This is a genomic window from Ectobacillus panaciterrae DSM 19096 (assembly GCF_000430785.1).
GTDB classification, from domain to species: Bacteria; Bacillota; Bacilli; order Bacillales; family Bacillaceae_G; genus Ectobacillus; species Ectobacillus panaciterrae.
Window position 1 is genome coordinate 116,111 of sequence record NZ_KE387248.1, and the last position, 26,120, is coordinate 142,230.

The 26,120-nt window shown below is 42.9% G+C and carries 22 protein-coding genes, 2 tRNA genes and 1 pseudogene; 2 read left to right on the forward strand and 23 right to left on the reverse strand.

The genetic code is table 11. From position 1 onward, the window contains the following. The 7 genes from spoVID to hemA all read right to left on the reverse strand — a co-directional run. Window positions 1–571 (reverse strand): stage VI sporulation protein D (gene spoVID / locus H540_RS30900; RefSeq protein ID WP_081415279.1); only part of this gene is annotated, 571 nt, incomplete at its 3' end. Between the two features lie 264 nt (window positions 572–835). Beyond that, entirely contained in the window at window positions 836–2,125 is a 1,290-nt protein-coding gene (hemL, locus tag H540_RS0125360) for a glutamate-1-semialdehyde 2,1-aminomutase (protein ID WP_028402954.1), read from the reverse strand. Then, window positions 2,122–3,114 carry a porphobilinogen synthase gene (gene hemB / locus H540_RS0125365; protein WP_028402955.1) on the reverse strand — a complete coding sequence of 331 codons (993 nt, stop codon included), beginning with the start codon at window positions 3,112–3,114 and terminating at the stop codon, window positions 2,122–2,124. Before hemB ends, hemL begins: the two co-directional genes overlap by 4 nt. 35 nt (window positions 3,115–3,149) lie before the next feature. Further along, window positions 3,150–3,902, reverse strand: a complete 753-nt coding sequence (locus tag H540_RS0125370) for a uroporphyrinogen-III synthase (protein ID WP_034671947.1) — start codon at window positions 3,900–3,902, stop codon at window positions 3,150–3,152. A gap of 4 nt (window positions 3,903–3,906) precedes the next feature. After that, window positions 3,907–4,833 (reverse strand): hydroxymethylbilane synthase, encoded by a 927-nt coding sequence (gene hemC, locus H540_RS0125375; protein WP_028402957.1) that lies wholly within the window; start codon window positions 4,831–4,833, stop codon window positions 3,907–3,909. Between the two features lie 18 nt (window positions 4,834–4,851). Beyond that, a complete protein-coding gene (locus H540_RS0125380) occupies window positions 4,852–5,685 on the reverse strand; it encodes a cytochrome c biogenesis protein (RefSeq protein ID WP_028402958.1) in 834 nt (277 codons plus the stop codon). 13 nt (window positions 5,686–5,698) lie between these two features. Continuing rightward, entirely contained in the window at window positions 5,699–7,036 is a 1,338-nt protein-coding gene (gene hemA, locus H540_RS0125385) for a glutamyl-tRNA reductase (protein ID WP_028402959.1), read from the reverse strand. Between the two features lie 561 nt (window positions 7,037–7,597). On the opposite strand from hemA, the gene H540_RS35310 reads away from it, so the two are divergent. Further along, window positions 7,598–7,726 carry a hypothetical protein gene (locus tag H540_RS35310; protein ID WP_281172545.1) on the forward strand — a complete coding sequence of 43 codons (129 nt, stop codon included), beginning with the start codon at window positions 7,598–7,600 and terminating at the stop codon, window positions 7,724–7,726. Here the strand turns inward: H540_RS35310 and yihA are convergent. The 16 genes from yihA to gerE form a co-directional block, all read right to left on the reverse strand. After that, the gene (gene yihA / locus H540_RS0125395; RefSeq protein ID WP_028402960.1) at window positions 7,708–8,295 is read right to left on the reverse strand and encodes a ribosome biogenesis GTP-binding protein YihA/YsxC; all 588 of its coding nucleotides are present in this window, start codon (window positions 8,293–8,295) and stop codon (window positions 7,708–7,710) included. The genes H540_RS35310 and yihA overlap by 19 nt on opposite strands. After that, a complete protein-coding gene (lon, locus tag H540_RS0125400; RefSeq protein ID WP_155891149.1) occupies window positions 8,292–10,613 on the reverse strand; it encodes an endopeptidase La in 2,322 nt (773 codons plus the stop codon). The genes yihA and lon overlap by 4 nt, the downstream gene beginning before the upstream one ends. A gap of 148 nt (window positions 10,614–10,761) precedes the next feature. Further along, on the reverse strand, window positions 10,762–12,438 hold the full coding sequence (lonB, locus tag H540_RS0125405; protein WP_028402962.1) for an ATP-dependent protease LonB: 1,677 nt from the start codon (window positions 12,436–12,438) through the stop codon (window positions 10,762–10,764). A gap of 104 nt (window positions 12,439–12,542) precedes the next feature. Next, window positions 12,543–13,808, reverse strand: a complete 1,266-nt coding sequence (gene clpX / locus H540_RS0125410; protein WP_028402963.1) for an ATP-dependent protease ATP-binding subunit ClpX — start codon at window positions 13,806–13,808, stop codon at window positions 12,543–12,545. A gap of 281 nt (window positions 13,809–14,089) precedes the next feature. Beyond that, window positions 14,090–15,367, reverse strand: a complete 1,278-nt coding sequence (gene tig, locus H540_RS0125415; protein ID WP_028402964.1) for a trigger factor — start codon at window positions 15,365–15,367, stop codon at window positions 14,090–14,092. A 184-nt stretch (window positions 15,368–15,551) separates the two neighbouring features. Then, window positions 15,552–16,541, reverse strand: a complete 990-nt coding sequence (locus tag H540_RS0125420) for a hypothetical protein (protein WP_028402965.1) — start codon at window positions 16,539–16,541, stop codon at window positions 15,552–15,554. Window positions 16,542–16,633: 92 nt separating this feature from the next. Next, entirely contained in the window at window positions 16,634–17,353 is a 720-nt protein-coding gene (locus H540_RS0125425) for an SDR family oxidoreductase (protein ID WP_028402966.1), read from the reverse strand. Window positions 17,354–17,608: 255 nt separating this feature from the next. Next, on the reverse strand, window positions 17,609–19,084 hold the full coding sequence (locus H540_RS0125430; RefSeq protein ID WP_028402967.1) for a catalase: 1,476 nt from the start codon (window positions 19,082–19,084) through the stop codon (window positions 17,609–17,611). Between the two features lie 578 nt (window positions 19,085–19,662). After that, window positions 19,663–19,736, reverse strand: a tRNA-Arg gene (locus H540_RS0125435). A gap of 1 nt (window position 19,737) precedes the next feature. Continuing rightward, window positions 19,738–19,811: transfer RNA gene (locus tag H540_RS0125440), tRNA-Gly, on the reverse strand. Window positions 19,812–20,260: 449 nt separating this feature from the next. Further along, window positions 20,261–20,770 carry a metallophosphoesterase gene (locus tag H540_RS0125445; RefSeq protein WP_028402968.1) on the reverse strand — a complete coding sequence of 170 codons (510 nt, stop codon included), beginning with the start codon at window positions 20,768–20,770 and terminating at the stop codon, window positions 20,261–20,263. 13 nt (window positions 20,771–20,783) lie between these two features. After that, a complete protein-coding gene (locus tag H540_RS0125450) occupies window positions 20,784–21,398 on the reverse strand; it encodes an XTP/dITP diphosphatase (RefSeq protein WP_028402969.1) in 615 nt (204 codons plus the stop codon). Window positions 21,399–21,412: 14 nt separating this feature from the next. Then, window positions 21,413–22,150 (reverse strand): ribonuclease PH, encoded by a 738-nt coding sequence (gene rph, locus H540_RS0125455; protein WP_028402970.1) that lies wholly within the window; start codon window positions 22,148–22,150, stop codon window positions 21,413–21,415. 115 nt (window positions 22,151–22,265) lie between these two features. Beyond that, window positions 22,266–23,312 carry a GerMN domain-containing protein gene (locus tag H540_RS0125460; RefSeq protein ID WP_028402971.1) on the reverse strand — a complete coding sequence of 349 codons (1,047 nt, stop codon included), beginning with the start codon at window positions 23,310–23,312 and terminating at the stop codon, window positions 22,266–22,268. A gap of 141 nt (window positions 23,313–23,453) precedes the next feature. Continuing rightward, the gene (racE, locus tag H540_RS0125465; protein ID WP_028402972.1) at window positions 23,454–24,248 is read right to left on the reverse strand and encodes a glutamate racemase; all 795 of its coding nucleotides are present in this window, start codon (window positions 24,246–24,248) and stop codon (window positions 23,454–23,456) included. Between the two features lie 260 nt (window positions 24,249–24,508). Further along, window positions 24,509–24,733: a spore germination transcription factor GerE gene (gene gerE / locus H540_RS0125470; protein ID WP_028402973.1), complete on the reverse strand. Its 225-nt coding sequence runs from the start codon at window positions 24,731–24,733 to the stop codon at window positions 24,509–24,511. A 923-nt stretch (window positions 24,734–25,656) separates the two neighbouring features. Between gerE and H540_RS0125475 the strand changes: the two are divergent. Next, window positions 25,657–26,120, forward strand: a pseudogene (locus H540_RS0125475) (peptidase M20); the annotation flags it as partial.

The following is a 26,120-nucleotide window of genomic DNA, read 5'->3' on the forward strand; positions in this document are numbered from 1 at the left end:
CTTCTTTCTGCAAGAAAGCCGGTACATCATAGTACTCTTCAATCTCTTCTGTTTCTTTTTCCTCTTTCCGTGCTTCTTCCTGTAAGAAAATCGGGATATCATAATACTCTTCTGTTTCTTCCGCCTCTTCCCGCGCTTCTTCCGGTTCGCATAGACCCCCTATGGAAATATCCGCAATAAGCTGCAAGCAGCCGTTTTCCGGCATTTCATAATCAAAGGATTCAATGGTTAGATATAAGTCATCTACTTGCTTCATACGCGAGCGCGGAATGGAGATCTCTAACGGAAAAGAGTGTGAAATCTCATTTACGCCGTCTTCTCTCGTATACACAGCATCGACTGTACGAACAGGAGATAATTCCCGCAAAGAAAAGGCTGCTTCGTCTGGCTGTGCAATATATTCTCCTGTAAGCTGCAGCTCTCCTCTTACGACGACCTCATAATCACGTTCTTGTATAACAATGTCAGGATCTAGCGAAATGGAAATCAGCTCAGCGACTTCCTGTCCCTTTTGAAACCAAATGGACTCTTTTAAAGAAAATCGCAAAGATGTTTGATTGTCCGCTGTCACTTCAAATTCCCCCTCTCAAACAATGTATGACATTACAGGTTTATGTACAAAACGGGGATTTTATGATAAGAAAAACTAGGCATGGGAGAAACTCGTGCTCAATTCTTTTTAGGAGGGCATAGTGCCCCGAGTGTAGTAACGGTCAAATCCTTTAAGACTCCCTCGCCTATGTCTTTTGACTACCACCATTCACACGCTTGAAGTGGGGGTATTCTCGCCTAATTTATGATAAAAAAATCGCCCTTATGGAAAGGGCGATTTTCATTAACCTTTTAGCTTAGAGAATGCAATCTCTGCTGCTTGAATTGTTTTTTCAATATCCTCGTTACTATGAGAAGTGGACAGGAACAATCCTTCAAATTGAGACGGCGGCAAGAACACGCCTTGCTCCACCATTTCACGATAATAGGCAGCGAAGTACTCTAGATTGGATGTTTTCGCTGTTTCATAATTCACGACTTTCTCGTTTGTGAAGAAGAAGCCAACCATAGAGCCGACGCGATTCACGCAATGCGGGATATCATATTTTTCCGCAGCTGCTTTTAAGCCTTCTTCAAGGCGCTCTGCTTTACGTTCAAACTCTTTATAGGAATCCTGCGTTAACTGAATTAATGTTTCATACCCTGCTGTCATAGCAAGAGGGTTTCCGGATAATGTACCCGCCTGATAAATAGGACCGCTCGGAGCGATTTGCTCCATAATTTCTGCCTTACCGCCATACGCGCCGACCGGCAGACCGCCGCCGATTACTTTTCCTAAGCACGTTAAATCAGGCGTAACACCGAAATACCCTTGTCCGCAATTATAGCCGACACGGAAGCCCGTCATTACCTCATCAAAGATTAGCAGAGCGCCATATTCTGCTGTAATCTCGCGCAAGCCTTCCAAAAAGCCTGGAAGCGGCGGAACAACACCCATGTTGCCGGCAACAGGTTCAACGATAACCGCTGCGATATCATCTCCAAACTGCTCAAATGCCACCTTTACGCTTTCGATATCGTTGTACGCAACAGTGACGGTATTGCGCGCCACACCTTCAGGAACGCCCGGGCTGTCCGGCAATCCCAGCGTAGCAACACCAGAGCCTGCTTTAATGAGCAAGGAGTCTCCGTGGCCGTGATAGCAGCCTTCAAATTTCAAGATTTTATTTTTGCCTGTATACCCGCGTGCTAAACGAAGCGCGCTCATCGTTGCTTCCGTACCGGAGTTTACCATACGTATGACTTCTACAGACGGAACGCGGTCAATTACAAGCTTCGCAAGCTCGTTTTCAATTTCTGTCGGTGCGCCGAAGCTTGTACCTTTTTCCGCTACTTTTTTCAGCGCTTCTACCACTTGATCGTTGGAATGGCCGTGAATTAATGGTCCCCAAGATAATACGTAATCAATGTACTCATTTCCATCAATATCATACACCTTAGAGCCTTTTCCGTGATCCATGAACAACGGGTTCATGCCGACGGATTTAAAAGCACGAACTGGACTGTTCACACCGCCCGGCATCATCTTCTTTGCTTCTTCAAAGGCTTGAATGGATTTCTCAAAGCTTCTCATTTCGCTTCCTCTCCTTCTTGCAGCCATCTTGCCGCATCCTTTGCAAAGTAAGTAAGAATTAAGTCAGCGCCTGCACGCTTCATGCTGAGCAGCTGCTCAAGCACAATTTCTTTTTCATTGATCCAGCCGTTTTGCGCCGCCGCTTTTACCATGGAATACTCGCCGCTTACGTTATACGCTACAATCGGCAAGTTAAAATTGTTTTTCACATCGCGGATAATGTCCAAATACGAAAGAGCTGGCTTCACCATTAAGAAGTCCGCACCTTCCATCACGTCAGACTCAGCTTCGCGAATCGCTTCCAAGCGGTTTGCCGGGTCCATTTGATACGCCTTGCGATCTCCAAACTTCGGCGAGCTGTGCGCTGCATCACGGAATGGACCGTAGTGCGCAGAAGAGTATTTTACTGCATATGACATGATTGGAATATGAGAAAATCCGTTTTCATCTAAGGCATGACGAATTGCTGCCACAAAGCCATCCATCATGTTGGACGGCGCAATAATATCTGCGCCTGCTTTCGCCTGGCTCACTGCTGTTTTTGCAAGCAATTCCAACGATTCATCATTTAAAATCACGCCGTCTTCCACCACGCCGCAATGACCATGGCTTGTATATTGACATAGACATGTATCAGCAATCACCACAAGCTCAGGGAAGTTTTCTTTAATTTGCGCAATGGCCTTTTGGACGATACCATGGTCACAATATGCAGAAGAACCGACTTCGTCTTTATCATGAGGCACACCGAATACGATGACAGATTTAATCCCTAAATCTACTGCTTCCTGCATATCTGCATTCAACAAGTCTAACGAAATCTGATCTACGCCCGGCATGGACTTGACAGCATTTCGTTTGTTTTCGCCTTCTACTACGAAGATCGGATAAATAAAGTCTTCTTTATGTAAATGCGTTTCTCTTACAAGCGCACGTATGCCGGCAGTTTGCCGCAAACGGCGATGACGTTGAAATTGCAAATGATTCATAGCTTCCATCTCCAATTCTGTTCATTTCTTATCTTTTATTGTATCCGCTCAGCAATACAATCTAAAAGTGCATCTATTGTGTATTTCTCTGGAACTAAAAGAGACTGAAAATACTTTGCGGCCTCTCGTTCCGTAATGGGACCTATACATCCAATTGTACACCTTTTCACCCATTGTCTCCAATTTGTTCCCTCGAGCAGCGCAACAAAGCCTGAAACAGCAGACGGGCTCGCAAACGTAATGATGTCAATTTCTTCGTTTTCTAAGACATGAATAAGAGGCTCTCTCATAGCTTCGTTATACGCCGTTTTGTATGCAACAATTTCTTTGAGCTCAATTCCCGCCTCACGCAATGCGGCCGGTATAATATTTCGCGCTAAATCCCCCTTCGGAAAAAGCACACGATCTCCTGCTTCAAGAAACGGCGTGAATTCCTTTACAAATACTTCCGCCTCGTAAACGCTTGGTATAAAGCGGACAACCCAGCCAAGATTTTCAAGAGCCAGCTTCGTCTTTTCTCCTACGGCAGCTATTTTCAACGAAGGCGGAAGCGTTTTTGTCTCCAGTGACTCAAAAAAGAAACGAACACCGTTTTTACTCGTAAATATAAGCCAATCATAGGTATGTAGCACTTGTTCTTCTATTTCATACGAAGCAGAAACAATATGTAACAACGGAATTTCAACTGGTATACCGCCTCGCTCCCGCACAGCCATTGCCATTTCAGCTGCCTGCGCTTTCGCTCTTGTAATCAGAACCGTTCTGTTAGAAAGAGGAGCAAGGGTCATCATCTCACTCCTGCTCCTTTGCGTCCTCAATCAGCTGCTTCGCGCCGCGTGCAATGAGAAGGTCTGCCGCTTGCTCGCCTACCTGCTCCGGATTTTCTCCTATGACTACTTCTTGCAGCAATAGAGAACCATCCTTGGAGCCGACTAAAGCAGTAAGTTCTACTTTTCCTTGTTCTGTCATTACAGCATAGCCTGCAATCGGCACTTGACAGCCTCCTTCAAGTTTGTGAAGGAATACGCGCTCTGCTGCTACTGTTTTTTCTGTAATTTCATCATTGAAGAGCTGCAGCGCTGCAAGAAGATCTTCATCGTCTGCACGGCATTCAATGGAAAGTGCTCCTTGTCCTACCGCCGGCACACACACCTCAGGCTGCAAATAGCCTGTAATGACATCATCGGCCCAGCCCATACGCTTTAAGCCTGCCGCAGCCAAGATGATGGCATCATAATCCTCTTCCTGCAGCTTGCGGATACGCGTATCAATATTGCCGCGAATCCATTTCATTTTCAAATCCGGACGGGCAGCCAGTAGCTGCGCGCTGCGGCGTAAGCTGCTAGTACCGATGACTGCGCCTTCTGCAAGCTGATCAAATGCTTCCCCGTTTTTTGAAATGAATACATCTCGCGGATCTACACGCTTAGGGATACAGCCGATTGTCAGTCCTTCAGGAAGCACAGCGGGCATATCTTTCATGCTGTGTACAGCCATATCGATTTCTTTATCGAGCATAGCCTGTTCAATCTCTTTCACGAACAAACCTTTGCCGCCTACTTTAGACAATGTAACATCCAAAATAACATCGCCCTTTGTCACAATTTCTTTTACTTCAAACTCATAGGGCAAACCAAGCTTTTTCAGCTGTTCAATCACCCAGTTTGTTTGTGTTAACGCCAGCTTGCTTTTTCTAGAGCCTACGATAATTTTGCGCATACGATTTCTCTCCTGTGTTTAGAAATTCCAAAAATGAAACGAAGATAAACTGCTAAATAAAAAAATGTTGATGAGCATAACCAAAAATGCTCCGATGTTCCAGCTCGCCACGTTTTTGCCTTGCAGCCGCCCGGAAGTATGCAAATACAAGCCTATACTATATATGATTAATACAATAAAAGACCCAACTACTTTCGGGTCATACCAATGAAAATCTTCAAGCTTTCCATAAGCCCAAATGCACCCCAGCAAAATCGCAAACAGGAAAAACGGCACGGAGAATAAGTTCAGGACGTAAGAAAGCGAATTCAGCTTTGATAAATTCCCGAGTCTTCGCAAGCGGGCATTCCATTTTTTCTGCTTCAGCAAGCGATATTGCAGCAAATACATAATGGAAAAAATAAACGAGACCGTAAAGATTGCATATGACATGAACGCCATTCCTATATGAACATACAAAAGCTCTGAAATCAGCCGATTCGCCAAAACCGGCGGTGTCTTGCCAAACGGCGTAAAAATGGAGAATGCGCTTACGCTAAAGGCAATCACATTGGTAAAGAAAACAAGAAAATCTACGCGCTGCAATCTGTTAATAATAAGAGAGAGGGTGATCAAGAGCCATACATAAAAGTACACGCCCGATACGAGCGTCAAAATTGGATTCGTATGAGCTTCCGTCGCTCGAATAAACATAAAAATGGTTTGTAAAACCCATACAATGGCAAGCAACCAAAAAGCAGTTCGATTGGCCTTTTGGTTGCTTTGAAAATAGTCTATGAAATATAAGCTTACGCTGCAAGCGTATAGGATAATAGCAACATGGTAGATGATGCTGTTATTGAGAAATTCCATTCTTCCATCCTTTCTATAAGGAACGGACGGATGCAATCCAGCTCTGCTCTTGTTCCAATTGCTCTCTTTTGTTTTCAGTCTCCTCAGCCGTATCAAGATTAAAGATTTTTGCAAACAGCTCCAAGTTCTCTTGGGCATTCGTATGCGCAGCCAATTCCTTCGCCACAAGAATCGGATCCTTAAGCATTTGGTTAATAATGCTCTTTGTATGTTTGTTAATTAACTTACGCTCTCGTTCTGTCAGCGTAGGAATTTTCCGTTCAATGCTTTTCATTGTTTCATTTTGAATCGCAAGCGCTTTGTCGCGGAGCGCAGAAATAAGCGGAACAACGCCAAGCGTGTTCATCCACGCTTTAAATACAACAATTTCTTCTTCAATCATAAGGCCGATTTTCTCAGCCTCTCTTAAACGTTCTTCCTTATTAGCCTCTACAATTCCTTGCAAATCATCAATATCATAGAGGAACACGCTTTCAAGCTCAGAGATTTCCGGGTCCAGATCGCGAGGCACAGCAATATCCACCATAAAAATAGGACGGCCGTGGCGCATCTTTTCTACCTTTGCCATCATCTCTTTAGTAATAACATAGTGCGCCGCTCCAGTAGAACTGATTAAGATGTCTGCTTCTACCATGGCACACTGCATTTCTGTCATCGGTTTCGCTTGTCCCATATACTTATGGGCCATCGTTTCTGCTTTTTCAAATGTGCGATTCATGACTGTTACCTTGCCGACACCGTTGCCGTACAAGTTTTGCAGGGCAAGCTCGCCCATTTTCCCTGCGCCCAGGATTAACACATGGCAATCTTTTAAATCACCAAAAATCTTCTTGCCAAGCTCAACTGCCGCATAGCTTACAGATACCGCATTGCCTCCGATTGTTGTCTCAGAATGCGCACGCTTTGCCAGCGTAATAGCCTGCTTAAATAGTTCATTAAAAATTGTTCCCGTCGTATTCATCTCTTGTGCTTGCAGGAAGCTTGAGCGGATTTGACCTAAAATCTGCGTTTCCCCTATCACCATGGAATCAAGACCGCTCGTTACGCGGAATAGATGTTCAATCGCTCCGTCTTCTTCCCAAATAGATAAGTAAGGAGAAAACTCTTCTATAGGAAGCTGAAACCATTCAGCTAAAAACTTCTTAATATAATATCTTCCTGTATGCAGCTGATCGACAACCGCATATATTTCTGTTCGATTGCACGTAGATACAATTATATTTTCCAACATGCTTTTTTGCTGCTGCAAATGCAGCATTGCCCGTTCTAAATCTGCTGGCTGAAATGATAATTTTTCGCGAATCTCTACAGGGGCAGTTCGATAGTTAACACCCACAACAAGAATATGCACTTTGCGTGCCCCCCCTCATCTTTGTTACCTAATTCATATCATAATACAATTCGTCTTATTTAAATCTGACAAAACTGTGAACATCTCAAAATGCTTTGTAAAAATTCCATCCCTGTATATAAAAATATTTCTGCAAAAAAATATCGAATCATTGCTCTACCTTGTACGTTATCAAAAAACACACAGGGAATCAAGTTACGGAATCCATCCCACGTCCAAAAAGAAGTGTTCCTTTATTTTACCATTATATCAATGTATAAACCGTCTTCATATCCCTTTCTTCATTCTATAGTTTTCCACATTTTTCATTAAAAACCCAAGAGGTCATCAAGAAAAGCGCAGCCGGCTCGTTTAGGCGCAGAACCAGAGGTTCTCCACCCTTAAAGGCGCTTTTTGCCAATACGTCGGTGGAGGTTCTCTGGTGGCAGCGCCTAGCCGGTGGAGCTAGACACCACGAAAAGCGCAACCGGCTCGTTCAACTCCGGAAGGCAGAGGTTCTCCGCACAAAAAAGCGCTTTTTGCCTTTATGGGCGGGGGTTCTCTGACAGGAGGAGTTAGCCGGTGGAGCTAGACAAAGAAAAGCGCAGCCGGCTCGTTCAGGCAAAAATCCAAAAAGCTTATACGTTCTTATATCAAAAAAAACGCGTGACAACACGTCACACGCTTTCTCTTTACATACGAGTAAAATGATGAATGGCAGACCATGCCTCATCTTTGCCAAGTCCTGTTTCAGAAGAGAATAGGACAACTGCGTCTCCTTGCTCTATCTCAAGTGTTTCCTTAACAACCTTCAGATGTTTTTGCCACTTTCCCTTAGGGATTTTATCTGCCTTTGTTGCGACAATGATGACCGGAATTTCGTAATGCTTCAAAAAGTCATACATCATGACATCATCATTTGTAGGCGGATGACGCAAATCTACAATAAGAACAACAGCTTTAAGCTGCTCTCTTGAGGTGAAGTATGTTTCAATCATCTTGCCCCATGCTTCCCTTTCTTTCTTTGATACCTTTGCGTATCCATAGCCCGGCACATCAACAAAATGCATGATGTCATTAATAATATAGAAGTTCAAGGTTTGCGTTTTTCCCGGCTTAGAGGAAATACGAGCCAATCCCTTTCGGTTCAGCATTTTATTAATAAAGGAAGACTTTCCAACGTTAGACCGGCCTGCCAACGCAATCTCCGGGAAGTCTTCCTGCGGATACTGCGCCGGCTTCACAGCACTGATGACAATTTCTGATTTCGTTACTTTCATTGTTTCACTCCTACTAATGCGTGCTCCAGCACCTCATCCAAATGAGAAACGAGCACAAACGTAAGATGTTCCTTTACGCTTTCTGGAATATCATCCAAATCTTTTTCGTTATCCGTAGGAATAATGACCTTTTTCAGACCTGCACGATGAGCACTCAATGATTTTTCTTTTAAACCGCCGATTGGCAATACGCGTCCCCGCAATGTAATTTCCCCTGTCATGCCGACATCCTTGCTGACAGGCTTGCCCGTTAAGGCGGAAATAAGAGCCGTTGCCATTGTAATTCCCGCAGACGGTCCATCCTTCGGCACAGCGCCTTCCGGTACGTGAATGTGGATATCATTCTTCTCATAGAAATCCGGGTCAATATGAAGCTCCTGGGCACGAGAACGAATATAGCTGAATGCGGCTTGCGCCGATTCCTTCATCACATCCCCGAGCTTTCCTGTTAAAATAAGCTTTCCTTTTCCAGGATATAAGGAGACTTCAATCGCTAATGTATCGCCGCCTGCCGATGTATAAGCCAAGCCTGTAGCTACTCCAACCTGATCCTGCGCTTCTGCTTCCCCGTAGCGGAATTTCTTCTTGCCCAAAAACTCCTCTACATTCTTTTCTGTTACAACAACGCGCTTTTTCTCTTCAGCCACGAGAATGCGCGCAGCTTTCCGACATACAGTCGCAATCTGTCGTTCTAATGTGCGCACACCCGCTTCTCTCGTATAGTAACGGATAAGGGTAAGCAATGCATCATCACGGATTTGCATTTTTGCTTTTCCAAGTCCATGCTCCTTCATTTGCTTTGGAAGAAGATGATCTCGTGCAATATGTACTTTTTCAAGTTCCGTATAGCCTGCTATCGATATGATCTCCATACGGTCCAGAAGCGGCCCCGGAATGGTGGAAAGCGTATTGGCTGTGGCAATAAACATGACCTTTGATAAATCATACGGCTCTTCAATGTAATGATCACTGAAGTTATGGTTTTGTTCAGGATCCAATACCTCTAATAAAGCCGCGGATGGATCGCCGCGGAAATCGCTAGACATTTTATCTATTTCATCTAATAAAAATACAGGATTAATCGTTTTAGCTTTTTTCATTCCTTGAACAATCCGCCCAGGCATTGCACCTACGTATGTTCTACGATGACCGCGGACCTCGGATTCATCACGCACTCCTCCTAACGAAACGCGGACAAAATTGCGGTTTAATGATTTGGCAATAGAACGAGCCAATGATGTTTTTCCAACACCCGGAGGACCGACAAGACAAAGAATAGGACCTTTTAATGAGCGTGTCAATTTTTGAACAGCTAAATACTCCAGCACACGCTCTTTTACTTGCTCCAGACCAAAATGATCGTTATTTAAAATAGTCTCTGCGCGGTGAATATCAAGAACATCTTCAGTTCTTTCCGTCCAAGGAAGAGCAAGAAGCCAATCTATGTAGTTGCGAATAACACCGCTTTCTGCAGAGCTTGCCGGAAGCTTTTCATATCTATCGAGCTCACGGAACGCCGCTTCCTTTGTTTCCTTTGGCATTCCGGAATCCTCAATTTTCTCGCGGAGTTCTTCTACTTCGCCGCCTTTTCCTTCTTTTTCGCCTAATTCCTTTTGAATGGCTTTCATTTGCTCGCGCAAGAAATATTCTTTTTGTGTACGCTCCATAGAGCGCTTTACACGCTGACCTATGGTCTTTTCTAAATTCAGCAATTCCTTCTCATCTTGAATAAAAGAAATAAGCTTGTTCAGCCTGTCTTTTACGTTAATGATTTCTAATACATCCTGCTTTTCTTTCATTTTCAGCGGAAGATGGGAAGCAACCAGGTCAGCCAAACGACCAGGCTCAGTCACATCTACCACTGTTGCAAACGTTTCGTTCGATACTTTTTTAGAAAGCTTGATATATTGTTCAAAATGATCAATAAGCGTACGCATAAGTGCTTTTTCTTCTAAATCACCTGCTTCTTCATCCTCAAGAATGTGAACAGAGGCATTAAACACATCATCTTCTTCTAAAAGATCTGCCATTTCTGCTCTATGTAATCCTTCTACAAGCACACGAATGGTGCCGTTTGGCAGCTTCAGCATTTGTTTTACCTTTGCCAAAGTACCAATTGTATATAAATCTTCTTTTGTCGGTTGATCTACATTTACATCCTTTTGCGTCATCAAAAAAACAAGATCTTCATCGAGCGCTGCATTTTCAAGCGCCTGTATCGACTTTTCACGTCCTACATCAAGATGCAGAACCATCGTTGGATACACGAGAATTCCTCTTAATGGTAGGAGGGGAACGATTCTTTCGCTCTGCTTCATTCTGATCATAGCACCTCCATTTTATATAGTCTGTTCACCTATTGTATATTACAATAGAACATTTATGCAATCGCGGAGACAGTCGGAAAAAATCAAAAAAGAAAAACGGACTCCGCTTAAGCAAGCTGCTTAAGCGAAGCCAAGTTTATTACATAGATTGAGTTTCTTTTCCGTCTGCAGGCAAGGAAGCAGAAACGCTGTCTGTATACTCTGAATTTCGTTCTGCTATTGCTAGAGCAAACACATCTTGCAAATGACGTACCGGAATAATATCAATTCCTTTAATGGAGTATAAAATAGGCTGCATATTTTCAGCAGGTATAAGCACCGTTTTTGCTCCTGCCTTTTTGGCGGCTTTTACTTTTGCATACACACCGCCTACAGGCTTGATCTCTCCTTGAATGCTTACTTCCCCTGTCATCGCAATGTCATTGCGAACGTATATGCCATGAACAGCAGAATACACGCCTGTTGCAATTGCAATACCTGCAGACGGCCCGTCTACTGGAATGCCGCCGGGAAAATTGATATGCAGGTCAAATCCAGACGGAAGCAAGCCAAAAGAGCGCAAAACCGTTACTACGTTATCTACAGAACCCTTTGCCATACTTTTGCGGCGAATAGATTTCCCTTGATTGCCAATGCTCTCTTCTTCTACAATGCCCGTAATGGTAATGCTGCCTTTTTCGTCTGTCGGAATTGCTGTAACTTCCAGCTCCAAAAGCGCTCCCATATTCGGACCATAAACCGCCAGACCATTTACCAGCCCGATTTTAGGAATCGGATAAATGCGCTTCTCATACTTTGGCGTAAGCTGGCTGGAATGAATGACCCATTCAATGTCATTATCTTGAATCGCCCGTCTATCTGCGTTAATAGCCATTCCGGCTGCAATTTGAACAAGATTGATTGCCTCGCGTCCGTTGCGGGCATAATTGCCAATCATCGCAACACCTTTATCGCCGATTTCGAGGCCGACTTTGTTCGCCGCGTTGCGTGCCACTTCTTCAATTTCCTCTGTATCCAGTTCTCTGAAAAATACTTCTAAGCAGCGAGAACGAATGGCTGGAGGAATATCTTCGGGCGAGCGCGTAGTCGCTCCTACGAGACGAAAATCCGCAGGCAAACCATTTTTGAAAATATCGTGAATGTATGTAGGAATTAATGTGTTTTCTTCACTATAATAGGCGCTTTCTAAAAATACTTTGCGATCCTCAAGCACCTTTAGCATTTTGTTCATTTGAATCGGATGCAGTTCTCCTATTTCGTCAATAAATAAAATGCCGCCGTGCGCATCTGTAACCGCACCTTTTTTTGGCTGCGGAATACCCGCTTGCCCCATCGCTCCGGCTCCCTGATAGATTGGATCATGCACAGAACCAATCAACGGGTCAGCGATTCCACGTTCATCGAAACGTGCTGTTGTTGCGTCAAGCTCTACAAATACGGAAGAAGACCGAAACGGCGATTTTGTATTTTTCTTTGCTTCATCTAACACGAGACGCGCCGCTGCTGTTTTACCGACTCCCGGCGGGCCGTAGATAATAACATGCTGCGGATTCGGACCGCATAATGCGGCTTTTAATGATTTAATGCCGTCTTCTTGTCCGATAATATCTTGAAAAGACGCGGGCCGCACCCGCTCTGCAAGCGGCTCAGTCAAGGAAATCGCCCGCATTTTGCGAAGCTGATCCATTTCTTTCTTTGATTCTTTATCAATCGATATTTTTTGTGTGCGCTGATTCCGGAGCAAATGCCAAAAATATAAACCGACAATTACGCCGAACGCTAATTGAACGAGTAAGATAACGTTCGTCCAGCTCATGCAAATCCCTCCCAAACCCTTAATACTTTGTAGTATCTCCTGGTAGAGAGGGCGCTAAACATAAGAAGAAACAGCAATTGCAATAATTGCTGTTTCCACTTGTGTTACGCTGATGTTTTTGTACCCTGCTCCAGCACAGTGCCGTCTTGAAGCACAAGCTTCGGAGGTGCACCGTCTGCAACGGTCTCTTTGGAAATAATGCATTTTTCAATATCATCGCGAGAAGGAAGCTCAAACATAACATCGAGCATAATTCCTTCAATAATGGAACGCAAACCGCGCGCTCCTGTTTTGCGCTCAATGGCTTTTTTAGAAATTTCAAGAAGAGCACCTTCGTCAAATTCCAATTCTACATCATCAAGCTCAAGAAGCTTTTGATATTGCTTTACAAGTGCATTTTTCGGTTTTGTTAAAATTTCTACAAGCGCCTCTTCGTCCAGCTGCTCCAAGTTTGCAATTACTGGCAAACGACCGATAAACTCCGGAATTAATCCGAACTTTAATAAGTCTTCCGGAAGCACGTGAGACAGCACTTTTTCATCATCGACATGCGCTTTCTTTCCGTCTGTTCCAAATCCAATTACCTTTTTGCCTAAACGGCGCTTAATAATTTGATCAATACCGTCAAATGCACCGCCGCAAATAAACAAGATGTTCGTTGTATCGATTTGGATAAATTCTTGATGCGGATGTTTGCGTCCGCCTTGAGGAGGAACGCTTGCAACCGTGCCTTCTAAAATTTTCAAAAGCGCTTGCTGAACGCCTTCGCCAGACACATCACGTGTAATAGAAGGATTTTCGGATTTGCGCGCTACTTTATCGATTTCGTCTATGTAGATGATCCCTTTTTCAGCCTTCTCTACATCATAGTCTGCAGCCTGGATGAGCTTTAACAAAATATTCTCTACATCTTCGCCAACGTAGCCTGCTTCTGTTAAAGAAGTTGCGTCTGCAATCGCAAACGGCACATTTAAAATCCGCGCTAAAGTTTGAGCCAATAGCGTTTTACCGCTTCCTGTCGGTCCGATTAATGCGATATTGCTCTTAGACAGTTCCACGTCATCAATCTTGCTGTTAGAATTAATACGTTTATAGTGATTATATACTGCAACTGCCAATGCTTTTTTGGCTTTATCTTGACCAATTACATACTCATCCAAAATCTCGCGAATTTCCGCTGGCTTTGGAACATCTTTGAATTCCACTTCATCATCTTTCGCAAGCTCCTCCTGCACGATTTCCGTGCAAAGCTCGATACATTCATCACAAATGTAAACACCGGGACCTGCTACAAGTTTACGTACTTGCGTTTGCGTTTTACCGCAAAAAGAACACTTCAATTGTCCTTTTTCATCATTAAATTTGAACATATTTTCACACCCCTTAAAAGTGCTAGAAACAGTACACACTATATGTAAATGAAATTACTACCGTATGTAAGTACATATTATGTCATTATGTTTAATTAAATACAAATTATATGACTGCATATGTATAATCAAAATTCTTTCAATTTTTAGAATACATATATTCTACACATTTGCAAGCATTTCCTGCCACGCTTGCAAATTCATGCGTGAATACGCCGACATATGCTCTAATCTTATAAAACAAGGCACGATCAAGCATCGCGCCCTGTTTTATTATAATATTATTTGCTGTTTTCTACTAAGAATTCAACCGCTTTGCGGACCTTAAGATCCTCTTTTACAGCCTCAAGGCTTCCAAGCGCTTGTTTTACAGCGTCAGCTGGCATGTTGTACATTTCAGCCATTTTTTCAACTTCTGCATTTACTTCTTCATCAGCAGCTTCAATGCCTTCAGCTTCGATGATTGCTTCAAGAACAAGGTTTGTTTTCACGCGTGTTTGCGCTTCTTCTTTCATTTGTTCTTTTAATTTCGCTTCATCTTGGCCTGTAAATTGGAAGTAAAGTTCAAGGTTCATGCCTTGATATTGAAGACGCTGCTCGAATTCTTTAACCATGCGGTCTAATTCAGTTTCGATCATCGCTTCTGGAATTTCTACTTCTGCGTTTGCAACAGCTTTTTCTACTGCATCGTTACGAAGTTTATTTTCAGCTTCGTTTTTCTTGCTTTCTTCTAAGTCTGCACGAAGCTTCGCTTTTAACTCATCAAGAGTTTCCACTTCTTCGTTTACATCTTTAGCAAACTCATCGTCTAAAGCAGGAAGTTCTTTTGCTTTAATTTCATGAACTGTTACTTTGAATACAGCCGGCTGGCCAGCAAGCTCAGGAGCATGATATTCTTCTGGGAATGTTACTTCTACTTCTTTCTCTTCGTTGGCTTTCAAGCCTACTAATTGATCTTCAAATCCTGGGATGAAAGTGCCAGAACCGATTTCAAGAGAGTAGTTTTCGCCTTTGCCGCCTTCGAAAGCTTCGCCGTTAACGAATCCTTCAAAATCGATGATTACTGTATCGCCTGTTTCCACAGTTCCTTCTTCTTTCACTACAAGCTCAGCTTGACGCTCTTGAAGTGCTTTTAATTCGTTATCTACATCTTCGTCAGTTACAGCTGCATCTGTTTTTTCAACTTCTAAGCCTTTGTATTCGCCTAATTTCACTTCAGGCTTTACAGTAACTTTCGCAGTGAAGATAAGGTTTTTGCCTTTTTCCATCTGCTCGATGTTGATTTCAGGATGAGCTACTGGGAAGATGCCAGCTTCATCGATCGCTTGAGAGTAAGCTTCTGGTAAAATAATATCTAACGCATCTTGATATAAAGATTCCACGCCGTATTTCTTTTCAAATAGAACGCGAGGCATTTTGCCTTTACGGAATCCAGGTTCGTTAATGCGTGTTACAACTTTTTTAAACGCAGCGTCCAACCCTTTTTTTACATCTTCTACTTCAACTTCTACAGTTAGTACGCCAACGCTACCTTCTAATTTTTCCCATTTTGCAGCCATTTATTCTTTCCCTCCAACTAAATAAATAATAAACTATAAAGACTCGGTATGTAGTCCGAGAATCATACGAAACTTTGTGAGAGGAAGCTGCCTCCCCGCACCATAGGCGCAAATCACACCTTCTGCAACCCTTTTATTATATCATACAAATTCTCGGTTTCAACAACGGCAGCATTCTTTTTCGCTATACGGTCAAAAATCCTTCCTTCTCGACCTGCAAAAGCTGCTCGTACGCAGCTCCTAATTCAGAAAAAGAAATACCATATGAATCTGCGATTTCATTGTCATCCGCTTGTACGAAAAACCGCTCGCTTCCCAGCTTTTCCAAAGCCCCAGCCCAAATCTGAGATTTCTCCGGCTGCAGCTTTACAGGAAATAAAAGCTCCTGAATCTCCAACCAATATGCAGAGACTGCTTGAAACAATGTCGGATTCTCATTTCCTACTCTATTTTCCAGCTGCTCCAGTACATCCTGCACAAACTGCAAATCCTTTACGGTCTGCAGCTCGTTCGGAACAACCTTTATCGTTTGACCATATTTAGTCACAGTAACTGGTTCACCGACGTTATATTCCATAAGCATATGTATGATTGATGTCTTTACATAGGGATGCTTCATTTCATCTTCTAAAAACGACCGCAGAAACGGAAATGCGTGTACAGTACCCTGCCGTTTGAGAAATTGCAGAGATTGCAGCTGCTTTGCAATATCATCACCTTGAAAAACATCCGCAAATTCCTCTCCGTCCGAGAGAGAACCATCTAATTCGCTCTGCATTTTCTTTGCAAATGAAGACAAGCCGATCAGCTTTTGCTTTTGCTCTTCTGACAAGTTTTGTTCTATCGACAAATCCGTAATTTCAGCAATGGCTTTATAATCATTCAGCTGCACAAGAATGCTGATATACATCTCCAACACATTGGCATTGAACGCTTCGCTGTCTCTCATAAGCGTATGGCAACGCAGCTTAGCCTCTTTCCATTCGCCTATCTCCATCAAACAAACGACAGCGCAAAATTCAGAATGCTCATCCTGCAGCTTATAATCAAGAAGCTGATCAAAGCAGCCAAGCGCTTCATGAAAATTTTTCTTATTTAAAGCATCGAACCCTTTTTCACGCAAACGATGAGAAAGGTTTGGAAACAGCACGACCGTATTTTCTCTTTCTTCCATACCTTCGCCTCTTTTAGATTTTTACACTTAGGGTAACTATAGCAAAAGAACCCCGCAAATACAACAATTGCTAAATTTTTCATAAGCAAGCATTACGCAATCGGATAGTTTTGAATCAGCGGGTGCAGCACGATTTCATCAATAATGAGATGTTTTGGCGCACTTGCCATATACACAACTGCATTTGCGATATCGTCGACTTTCATCCAATCCTTCTTCTCAGGCGCACCTTGTGTGCCTCCTGCAAAATATGTATCTACCATACCCGGATTGATTGTTCCCACGCGAACGCCGTACTCTCTCATTTCCTGTGCCAATGAGCCGCTGAATCCTTGTACCGCATATTTCGTTGCTGTATAAGCAGCCCCGTTCGGAATTGTGTAACGAGCCACATCAGAGGAAATCGTAATAATCGTTCCGCTTTTCTTCTCTTTCATATGAGACAGTACCGCTTTAGAACATACGAATACACCTTGTACGTTTACTTCAAACAAACGCTTCCACTCATCCACATTTGTTTCTTCCACGAGCTTGAAGAATCCTATCCCCGCATTGTTGACAAGAATATCAACCGAACCGAATGTGTCTAATGTTTTCGCAACTGCTTCTTGTACTTGCGCTTCGTTTGCTACATCCGCTTGGAAAGAAGCCGCTTCAAAACCTTTCCCCTTCAGTTCTTCGCCGACACGATGAATTTCTTCGCTGCTTCCGATTAACGCGAGCTTTACGCCCTGTTCCGCAAGTTTATATGCAATCGCTTTCCCAATTCCGCGGGAAGCTCCCGTTACAATCGCTGTTTGACCTTTTAACATCTTGTTTCTTCCTTTCTATACGCACTCCGTCTTTTAGAATATAGAAAGAAGCACGGGAATGCAAATGTCAGAAAATCTGTAAATAGGATTGCATCCCTTTAAGATCCCTTAAGTGTTTCTTTCTCTCTAAATTCATAAAACAAACAGACGCCGGTTGAAGCGTCTGTTTGTTGAAGTCAATCTATCGTTTTGTCAGAAACATTTCTATTGAGAATAGGTGTGCCACAGACATTTCGAGAGTAAAATGGGAATGTTTCAGTTTTTCGGTTTAGAAATTGCGCCTACATAAGCAGAAATATCTACGTTTAATCCCTCAGCCAGCCGTCTTCCGTACTCTTCGTCGGCACGATAGAAATTGCAAATCGCAAGCAGCTTCGTGCGTTCGTTTACTTGCTGCAAGTCATTTATGAGATTGCCGATCAAGTTATCTTGCTCTTCTTTTGTATAAGCACGATAACGTTCTCCCGCCTGCTTAAAATCATTTGGCTTCTCGATTTTTTCGCGGGACACGTAGCCTTCCAGCTTCATTACAGAATCACGGTATGCAGGATCTTCTATAGGATTTTCCGTATGGATACTCGGTTCGTAGTTGACGGTAGAACTTTGTTGATTCACCTGCATTGCTCCGTCACGCTGCTGATTACGTACAGGCGCAAATGGACAGTTTACCGGGATTTGCAAGTAATTTGCACCTAGACGATAACGTTGTGTATCCGGATAAGAGAACAGACGTCCTTGCAACAGTTTATCTTCTGACGGTTCAATGCCCAGAACCGTCGCGCTTGGTGAAAATGCGGATTGCTCCACTTCCGCAAAGAAGTTTTCCGGATTGCGATTCAATGTCATCGTTCCAACAGAAATCAACGGGAAGCGGTCTTCCGGCCACACTTTCGTCGCATCGAGCGGATCGAAATCTAAAGAGTCCGTTTCATCCTGCTGCATAATTTGGACATATAGATCCCACTTTGGAAAATCTCCGCGCTTAATCGCATCATGCAAATCGCGTGTCGCATGATTGAAGTCTCTTCCTTGCACTTCCGCCGCTTCGGCTCTTGTCAAGTTTTTCACGCCTTGCACCGGCTTCCAATGATATTTTACATATACAACTTTTCCTTCTTGGTTCACCCATTTGAATGAATGAACACCGAAGCCTTCCATATGACGGTAATCTGCCGGGATTCCCAAATCAGAGAACAGCCATGTCAGCATGTGTGTAGACTCAGGCGAAAGCGTCATAAAGTCCCAATAACGATTCGGCTCTTGAAGGTTTGTGTGCGGTGCCGGTTTTAGGGAATGCACCATATCAGGGAACTTTATCGCATCGCGGATAAAGAATACAGGCAAATGGTTACCGACGATATCGTAATTGCCCTCTTCAGTATAAAACTTCACCGCAAAGCCGCGCGGGTCACGCAATGTTTCAGGCGAACCCTGTCCGTGGATGACCGTGGAGAAACGGACGAATACGGGCGTTTCCGTCCCTTTTTCTTGAAGGAAAGCGGCTCTTGTATATTCCTTCATGCTGCTTGTCGTTACAAATACACCGTGCGCACCTGCACCTCTTGCATGTACTACGCGCTCCGGAATACGCTCGCGATCAAAGTGTGCAATCTTTTCAATTAAATGATAGTCCTCTAACAGAATAGGTCCTCTTCTCCCTGCCGTACGGGAATTTTGATTATCTCCTACAGGAGCACCTTGGTTTGTCGTTAAACGATTATGCGGATTCATAATAAGAAAACCTCCTTATTATTTTTAAATAAGTATCAATTAATATTAAATACTTATTTAAAATAATTATAATATAATTATGTTTAAAATATATTAATTTGTCAACTAATTAATAATACTTTTCCATTCACTCTTTAATACCTTATTTAGTAAAACCATAAGCAAAAAGGATAAGTTTTTCAGTGCTAGCACACCTGACTAATTGTTATAAATAAAAAAAGATGACAGCCTCCTGTCATCTTTTTTTATTTATTCAAATTCGACTTATACACTTTATTTTTCATGGCACCTCACAATAATCATCCGCAAACTTAACATGCATGTGATGATTATTGCGAGGCGCTTCTATTCTTAAACTAATAGATTCAACGAACATATGCGGTTCAAAAAATCACCTTTGTTTTTCGTATGATGATACATCAATCAGCCCACCTTTTAAAAATTTTTGCGAGATCTATTCTTTCTGCATACTATATATTTGACTGCATTTCCTGCAAATTTTATGTAAATTTCAATTTAACAAAAAACCCCTTGCCATCACTGAAAAATCAGTAATAACAAGGGGTTTCTGTTTATAGCGTCCCAGGAGAGATTCGAACTCCCGACCGTACGCTTAGAAGGCGTATGCTCTATCCGGCTGAGCTACTGGGACATGGAGCGGGTGATGGGAATCGAACCCACGCTATCAGCTTGGAAGGCTGAAGTTCTACCATTAAACTACACCCGCAGGAATATTTTTCTATCTTGTCGTCCTGTCGACATTTTTTATTATATTCTTATGGAATAGTAAAGTCAACATTTTTTTAAGATTAGAGAAAAAAATCTCTTCACAATGAGAAAAACCGTCCGATCCTTTTTAAATGGGCATAGAGCGACCGAGTATAGTAGCTCCCATGTGTTTACTAAACACATGGGTTTATGTTGCTACTACGAACAAAAGAAAGAAATGGAAAGAGCGCAGAAGTTTATACTTTCTTATCTTTTGAAGAAAAGCGGAAGCAAATCGTTCAAGTACAAAGACCAAGATTCTCCGCCAGACGTTTTTTGCCAATGAGGCGGAAGTTCTTGGACAGCAGCACCTAGCCGATGGAGCTAGACATACTTGCCTGCACTTTCTTAACCTATGAACCTCCCCCACTCACTCGCTTCCACTCCTTGAAGTGGGGGTATTCTCGCCTAATTTATGATAAAAAACGTTTGCTTTGCGGCTTCCGTTCCGGTTAAGTCAAAGAATGTCACAACAGCTTCAGAACCTTCTACTTCAAGCAGCGCATACGTTTTTTCCTTGCGGGAACGCGGAAGCAAGATGCTGCCTGGATTAATGAGAAGCACACCATCAACAACCTCTGCTCCCATTATATGCGAGTGCCCAAAGCATGCTACTTGCGCATCCAATTCCTTTGCTTTATATAACAAATTTTGAAGCGTCATTTTAATGTTATAGAGATGGCCGTGTGTAAAGAAAATACGAACGCCCCCGACCTCTTGTACCATATCCCTTGGAAACGCACTTTCGAAGTCACAGTTTCCTCTTACAACTTCATATCCATCCAATTCATGATGACGCGCGGAAAGCTCAGAATCCCCGCAGTGAATCATGATATCGACTTCTCCTTTGTACTGCTGCTTCAATTGTTCCAGCTCTGCCGTCAAACCGTGGCTGTCGCTCACAATCAATGCTTTCATTCTTTCTCCCCCATTACAGCTCGTCTTCCAAAAACCACTCGGGAATCTTTTCCTCCAGCTTACGAAGTGCACGGCCGCGATGGCTGATTTGGTTTTTCTCCGCAGATGTCAGCTCCGCCATCGTATTCTTTAATTCTTCTACGTAAAAAATCGGATCATAACCGAAGCCGTTCTCGCCGCGCGGCTGCTTTAGGATTTTCCCTTCGCACGTTCCATTTACAATTACAGTTTTCTTATCTTCTTCCAGAAACGCGACTGCTAATGCACAGTAGAAACGTGCTGTCCGCTTCTCCATTGGAACTTCCTGCAGCTCCTGCAGTACTTTTTCAATATTTGCTTTATCATCTTTATCTTCACCGGCATAACGTGCAGAGCGCACGCCGGGTTTTCCGTATAATGCATCTACAATTAAGCCTGAGTCATCCGCGATAACGACTTGGCCAAGCTGCTTGCATAAGCTTTCCGCTTTTAACATCGCGTTTTCTTCAAACGTTTCGCCCGTTTCCTCCACATCCTCTATATGGGAGAAATCGTGAAGGGACTTTACTTCTAAATCAAACCTTGAAAATAACTGTTCAAAATCACGTACTTTTCCAAGGTTCTTTGTTGCGATAACAACTTGTCTCATTTTGCCCCAGCCCTTTACTCAATTTTTTCCGCAATCTCGCCCAATGCTTCCTTCTGCAGCTCAACGAGAGTAAGAATGCCTTGTTCAGCCGCCGCAAGCAAGGATGCCATTTCTTCCTTGCTGAAGGTTGCTTCCTCTCCCGTTCCTTGCACCTCTACAAATTGTCCTTTTCCTGTCATGATCACATTCATATCTACATTCGCTTTGGAGTCTTCCGCGTAGTTCAAATCAAGTACAACTCCGAGCTCGTCCAAAATACCTACGGATGTCGCAGCCAAGTAATCCTTTACTGGAATCTTTGTAAGCTTGCCGTTCTCTACAAGTTTTTGGAATGCGAGAACCATCGCTACGAATGCACCTGTAATAGAGGCCGTTCTCGTACCGCCGTCAGCTTGAATGACATCGCAGTCAATCCATACTGTTTTCTCGCCAAGCGCCTCTAGGTCTACGACCGCACGAAGCGCACGTCCGATCAAGCGCTGGATTTCCATTGTGCGCCCCGATACTTTTCCTTTGCTGGATTCGCGAATCGTACGCTGCTCTGTAGCTCGCGGAAGCATGGCATATTCAGCTGTAATCCAGCCTTTTCCTTCTCCTCTCATAAAAGGAGGAACACGATCATCCACGCTCGCTGTGCAAATCACCTTAGTATCTCCGACCTCAATTAATACAGATCCTTCCGGATGCTTTAAATAATTTGTTTGAATATGTACACGTCGCAGTTCATCTTTCTGACGTCCATCTGCTCTCATATAAAAAACCTCCTTGCGGCTTCACTTCTAGTATAGCCAAAAATATAGTTATGTAATGGAAAAAGAAGAAGGGGAGAGCTCTCCCCTTCTTCTTAAGTATATCAAAACAGTTCCCTTAAAAACTACCTGTATTCACATTTTGCGGACGAGTTACAGGCTTTGTCAGCTTTTCGCCGTTTTCTTTTACAAGATCCGCTTTGCCGTTTACTTCAATAGACACGCCTTCTACTGCTTTTTGCTCTGTCAAAGATAACACAAGAGACTGCAGCACATGATTGGAGATGATATTTTTGCCGGTGCTGCCGTAAATGTTTTCATTGAAGTTCAGTGTTACTTTGCCGTTTTCATATTTTGGCGGCGTTAACAGCTTTACATCAGAGTTGAAATCACTGGAAAGATGGGATTTTTGGGAAGGCCCCTTAATAAGTTCGTTCACCACTGCCATCACTTCATTATCTTTATTGTTCGCAATACGGCGCGTTACCGGCACGTAATACGTTTGTTTGTTGTTTTGTGAAACGAAGTACAGTGTAACCGACTTCGTATTCATCACATCCACAACCTGCTCATCGTCGAAGTTAATACCGTCCGCACGGCTTAAACCTTGGCCGATTGGCGTTTTGTTGACCGGCATCATTGCTAAATCCTGCCCATCAATGCGAAACTTTACGCGTTTTACCTCTTTAAACTGCGTCAGTGTCCACGTAACAGCTTCTACGATACGGCGCTCTTCTTCTTTTTTATATTTCTTGAAATCGGCTGAGAAATCAGCAATCGCTGTACCGTCCTTTACATCTACTCCCTTTACTTGTGTATTAGCCGGAAGCACCGCTTGGAATCCATTTGGAAGCAGATTCGTTACCGGACCGTCTTTTACCAAGTACTCCAATGCTTGCTTGATTACAGCGTTGTCTTTGGCAGCTGGAAGCGCTAATGCTTGCGGCACAACGAATCCGTTCTTATCAACCAGATACAGCTCCCTTGCAGCTTCCGCTTGCTTCTCTGTTGATTGCTTTGCTTGCTTTTCTTTATCTGTGTATGTCACGTTTTTCGGCGGATCAATTTGCTCCGTTGCTTTATTTTTTCCAAACATACCGCAGCCCGCCAATAAGACGGAGCTCGCGATGGCACAGGCAACCCATTTAAACGTAGCTTTGCGCATAGCTTTCCCCTCCTGAGATGGTTTGTACTATCATGTATACGAGCCTGTATTTGCATTTAGACCAGCTTGCCCGAATTTTTTAGACAAAAAAACGCCCGGCATCTGCCTGGCGTTTTCCCTCATAATAATATCTGTTGCGTTTTACAATGTAATATGCTTTACATTTTCAACCGGCTGACCGAACCAGCTTGATGCAATTTTCTTGAACTTATCTATTGGTCCTGTGGTCAAGAAAAGATGATCGCTTTGTTCTTCTTCCGTATTTAGAAGGTTGCTGTGATATAAGATGGTACTTACTTCACGCGCCGTTTCATCGCCTGAGCTGATTAGCTGCACCTTATTGCCCATTACCTCTTGAATGATCGGCCCCAAAATCGGATAATGCGTACACCCCAGAATGAGCGTATCAATATCTGTTCCCATCAGCGGCTGCAAGGTTTCTTCTACGATAGAACGCGCGTGCTCACCGTTAAACTCTCCATTCTCCACAAGGGGAACGAACGGCGGACATGCCAAGCTCTCCACTTCCACACGATTATTAATAGATTTTAACGCATGCGCATATGCCTTGCTTTTAATGGTACCGATTGTACCGATGACACCTACATGATAATTGTTCGTTACCTTAAGCGCCGTACGCGCACCCGGATGAATCACGCCAATGACTGGGATCGGAAGCTCGTCCTGCATTTCTTTTAATACAACAGAAGTTGCGGTATTACACGCAATTACGAGCATCTTTATATCGTGAGCCAACAAATAGTTGGTCATTTCCCATGTAAACTGTCTTACCTCCTCGCGCGGACGAGGACCATACGGACAGCGCGCTGTATCTCCTAAGTAAATAATTCGTTCCTTCGGCAATTGACGAATTATCTCTCTTGCTACTGTCAATCCGCCAACCCCGGAATCCAACACACCGATTGCTCTATTCAAAAGATCGCCCCATTTTCTATCTGTACTATCGGCTGCAGAAAGTATACTCCCTGCTTTTAAAATATTCGTTATCCAGCTCTAGCCGCCACTTCCCCTTCTTTTAAATAAGAGTTAGGGACGCTGCTCGATTGGTTCAACTAACATCTCCAGAGAAAAACGTTCCCTAGATGAAGTCCCACCTTATTTTGCTCCTTTTCTGCTCAATTTGCAAGGGTTTGTATACGAAAAAACCGGCTCTCTAGTGAAAGCCGGCCTTCTTCTTATAGCTCAAGCTCTCCCATACGGAGAAGCTCTACCACTGCTTGAGAGCGCCCCTTTACTCCAAGCTTTTGCATCGCATTGCTGATGTGATTGCGTACCGTCTTCTCACTGATGAACAATTCGCCGGCGATTTCTTTCGTCGTCTTGTCTTGTACAAGCAACTCGAATACTTCACGCTCTCTTTTCGTAAGTAACGGTTTGGATCCAAAGTCTTTTTCCTTCAACTGTTATAACCCTCCTTGCCTACGCCAGAGCCAAATTGGGATTTGGGTATCTATTTAGTCACTTGTATTGTATGAAAGCGTGACACTTGTGGTGCATGAATTTGAGTGGGATTTTTTGTAGAGGGCGGGTTTTATTTGCAGTTGCGTTATGTATGGATATTCTAATTATTGTGATTGAAGATATCTTATGTTAACCCTGTGATTGAAAAATAAAAAATAGGTTGTAAATGGAGGGATTTGTTAGGAATACGGTGGGTTTATGTAGGAGCTGTTTTGTTCTTAAATAGCTTGATGCTGCTTGGAAAAGTTAATAACAAATTTAATTTGTTGGTTCTGGTGCAAAAAGAATCAGGTAGCAACATCTAAATGAACATTAACTAATAAATACAGCTGTTTCTTTCGCAATTAAATTCTTTATGATGAACTTTCATGATAAAAACCATCTAGAACGTTCGGTATTTACACTATATTTTCATACGTGGTTTGACAACACTCGAGGTTTACATCAGAACATAAAATTCAGAAAATATTGACTTAATTCCATTTATGTTGTATACATGTAGTATGCACTAAAAATACAACCTGACAAAAAATCATTCAATGGAGGGATAAGTAACCTTAACGTCTCGCGCATTTCATAATGATCAGCTCGGTCCATGGTATGAGAAGATTTGTACATTAACGAAGAAAATTATGTAAAGAAACTCATAGTACAGTGATTCGTTTTGCCCCGCCTCTTATCATTTCAAAAGAGGAATTAGACTGGGCAATTGAGCGTATTTACAAGGTATTTTCTGAGTAAGCAAAAAGAGTTAATCGGAAATAAACTAAACAAAATAGTGCGATATAGATTACATTACACTGTTTTGTTATAAAGAATAATCTAAGAAATAACTACTAACTTCTGATTGGGGGAAACATCCATGTATGCTCAAATTAGCCATATGACAATGCCCGAGAAAGTTGAAGCGCTTACAAAGTCTCTTGTCAATATAAAAAGTATTAACGGAACAAGTGGAGAAGTGGAAGTAGCCAATTTTATAAAAGAAACGCTTTTAAGCTTTCCCTATTTTCAACAACATCCCTCTCAGGTATGGGAACAGCCGATTCCCAATGATCCACTCGGTCGGAAAAATACTTTTGCATTTGTAAAAGGAAATAGTGATAGTCAAGAAACGCTTATCTTTCATGCACATTTGGATACAGTAGGAATTGAAGATTTCGGGCCTTTAAAAGAACATGCGTTAGATTCAGATAGACTAGTCGAATATTTTTCTACCTATGATGTTAATGCAGATGTTCAACAAGATGCCCGATCTGGTGAATGGATGTTTGGACGAGGATCTGTCGATATGCAAAGTGGAATCGCGGTGCATTTGGCCAATGT

Excerpts from the sequence above, each read along its gene's own strand:
- hemL (WP_028402954.1), bottom strand. The coding sequence starts at position 2,125 with ATGAGAAGCTTTGAGAAATCCATTCAAGCCTTTGAAGAAGCAAAGAAG.
- hemB (WP_028402955.1), bottom strand. The coding sequence starts at position 3,114 with ATGAATCATTTGCAATTTCAACGTCATCGCCGTTTGCGGCAAACTGCC.
- H540_RS0125370 (WP_034671947.1), bottom strand. The coding sequence starts at position 3,902 with ATGACCCTTGCTCCTCTTTCTAACAGAACGGTTCTGATTACAAGAGCG.
- hemC (WP_028402957.1), bottom strand. The coding sequence starts at position 4,833 with ATGCGCAAAATTATCGTAGGCTCTAGAAAAAGCAAGCTGGCGTTAACA.
- H540_RS0125380 (WP_028402958.1), bottom strand. The coding sequence starts at position 5,685 with ATGGAATTTCTCAATAACAGCATCATCTACCATGTTGCTATTATCCTA.
- yihA (WP_028402960.1), bottom strand. The coding sequence starts at position 8,295 with ATGAAAGTAACGAAATCAGAAATTGTCATCAGTGCTGTGAAGCCGGCG.
- lon (WP_155891149.1), bottom strand. The coding sequence starts at position 10,613 with ATGAAGCAGAGCGAAAGAATCGTTCCCCTCCTACCATTAAGAGGAATT.
- lonB (WP_028402962.1), bottom strand. The coding sequence starts at position 12,438 with ATGAGCTGGACGAACGTTATCTTACTCGTTCAATTAGCGTTCGGCGTA.
- clpX (WP_028402963.1), bottom strand. The coding sequence starts at position 13,808 with ATGTTCAAATTTAATGATGAAAAAGGACAATTGAAGTGTTCTTTTTGC.
- tig (WP_028402964.1), bottom strand. The coding sequence starts at position 15,367 with ATGGCTGCAAAATGGGAAAAATTAGAAGGTAGCGTTGGCGTACTAACT.
- H540_RS0125420 (WP_028402965.1), bottom strand. The coding sequence starts at position 16,541 with ATGGAAGAAAGAGAAAATACGGTCGTGCTGTTTCCAAACCTTTCTCAT.
- H540_RS0125425 (WP_028402966.1), bottom strand. The coding sequence starts at position 17,353 with ATGTTAAAAGGTCAAACAGCGATTGTAACGGGAGCTTCCCGCGGAATT.
- H540_RS0125430 (WP_028402967.1), bottom strand. The coding sequence starts at position 19,084 with ATGAATCCGCATAATCGTTTAACGACAAACCAAGGTGCTCCTGTAGGA.
- H540_RS0125445 (WP_028402968.1), bottom strand. The coding sequence starts at position 20,770 with ATGAAAGCATTGATTGTGAGCGACAGCCACGGTTTGACGGCAGAGCTG.
- H540_RS0125450 (WP_028402969.1), bottom strand. The coding sequence starts at position 21,398 with ATGAGACAAGTTGTTATCGCAACAAAGAACCTTGGAAAAGTACGTGAT.
- rph (WP_028402970.1), bottom strand. The coding sequence starts at position 22,150 with ATGAGAGCAGATGGACGTCAGAAAGATGAACTGCGACGTGTACATATT.
- H540_RS0125460 (WP_028402971.1), bottom strand. The coding sequence starts at position 23,312 with ATGCGCAAAGCTACGTTTAAATGGGTTGCCTGTGCCATCGCGAGCTCC.